The 1,620-nt window shown below is 72.5% G+C and carries 2 protein-coding genes; both read right to left on the bottom strand.

Annotation, left to right across the window (positions count from 1 at the left end):
• A partial coding sequence (locus Y694_RS21660) for a pirin family protein (protein ID WP_036236624.1) occupies positions 1–730 on the bottom strand: 730 nt, incomplete at its 3' end.
• Positions 731–876: 146 nt separating this feature from the next.
• Positions 877–1,401: a chemotaxis protein CheW gene (locus Y694_RS21655; protein WP_011828187.1), complete on the bottom strand. Its 525-nt coding sequence runs from the start codon at positions 1,399–1,401 to the stop codon at positions 877–879.
• Positions 1,402–1,620 lie beyond the last annotated feature (219 nt).

Here is a 1,620-nt window from a genome sequence, read left to right as displayed (position 1 = left end):
CCCGCGCGGCGGCGCCGTCGGCCGAGCGCAGCGTCACCGCGGACGCGTCGGCCGGCAGCACCGCTAGCGTGAACGGCTCGATGCGCGCGACGTCGCCGTCGATCACCAGCTCGTAGGGCGCGTCGATGCCGTAGAGCGCGCGCTCCGTGGCCTCGGCGGGCGTCGGCAGCGCCAGCGCCGCACCCGGCGCCAGCGCGTAATCGACATAGAGCGTCGGCGACAGCGTGCCGACCGGCGAGGCCAGGCCATGCGCGCGGCCGATCAGCAGCCGCAGCGTCGCGCCACCCTCCTGCCGCTGCGGCAGCCGCGCGGCCGGCGTGTGCTCGAAGCGCGGCGCCACGTCCTCGTGCTCGGCCGGCAGCGCCGCCCACAGCTGCAGTCCGTGGCTGCGCCGCGCGACGCCGCGCAGGTCCTCGGGCGTGCGCTCCGAGTGCACGATGCCCTGGCCGGCGGTCATCCAGTTGATTGCCCCGGGCTCGATGCGCTGCGAGACGCCGGTCGAGTCGCGATGCTGCATCGCGCCCTCGAACAGGTAGGTCACCGTCGCCAGGCCGATGTGCGGATGCGGCCGCACGTCGTGGTCGTCGGCGGGGCTGGCGGTGATCGGGCCGAAGTGGTCGAAGAACACGAAGGGCCCGACGGCCTGCCGAAGGGCCGACGGCAGCAGGCGGCGCACCGTGAAGCCGCCACCGAGGTCCTTGCTGTGAGGGGTCAGGAGTTGCAGGGGCATGCCGGAAGTCCGGGAGTCGCGTTGCGACGAGTGTCGCGCGTTTCACGCAGGCCCGCGCTGCGCCTCCCGTCGGCCCCATGAGCAACGGCGCCCCTCGGGGCGCCGTCGGCGGGGGAGCGCGGCGGAGCCGCCGCGCGTGGCCGGACTCAGCCCACCGCGTCGATCACGCCGAGCTCGGCGCTCGTCATCAGCGACTCGATGTCCATCAGGATCAGCATGCGTTCGGCCACGGTGGCGATGCCGATCAGGTGGCTGGTGTCGACGACCGCGCCCATCGACGGTGCCGGCTTGATGGCGTCGTGCGGCAGGTCCAGCACGTCGCTCACCGAGTCGACCACGGCGCCGATGACGCGGCCCTTGACAGCCAGCACGATCACCGCCGTGATGGGCGTGATCTGAGCATCGCAACCGAACTTCACACGCAGATCGACGACCGGCACGATCACACCGCGCAGGTTGATCACGCCCTTGAGGAAGCTCGGGGCGTTGGCGATGCGGGTCGGCGGCTCGTAGCTGCGGATCTCCTGCACCTTCAGGATGTCGATGCCGTACTCCTCGGTGCCGAGGCGGAAGCTGAGGTACTCACGGCCCGGCTGGGCGCCAGCGCCGGCGCGGTTGCCCTGGCGCTGGGCTTCGTGGCGGGCCACTTGGGTGGCGTCGATCATGTCCATGGTGGATCCTCTCGGTGCGGTGTCGGAGCGCCGCGGACGTGGCGCTGCGCGGGATGTCAGAGTGGTTTACGGCAGTTGCGGCGCGGACTGAAGGCCTGCGTGCGCATCCGGATCCGGATCAGAAGGTTTCCCAGTCGTCGCCCGGCGTGGCGGTCGCCGCGGCAGCCGCCACGACCGGGGCCGGCCTGGCGGCGGCTACGGCATCGCGCAGCACCGGCG

Source organism: Methylibium sp. T29-B, assembly GCF_000576225.1.
Taxonomy (GTDB): Bacteria; Pseudomonadota; Gammaproteobacteria; order Burkholderiales; family Burkholderiaceae_C; genus Methylibium; species Methylibium petroleiphilum.
This window is presented reverse-complemented; position numbering and strand designations above follow the sequence as displayed.

What these genes read in the sequence shown, in the direction of transcription:
- Y694_RS21655 (WP_011828187.1), bottom strand. Translation starts at nt 1,401, where the DNA reads ATGGACATGATCGACGCCACCCAAGTGGCCCGCCACGAAGCCCAGCGC.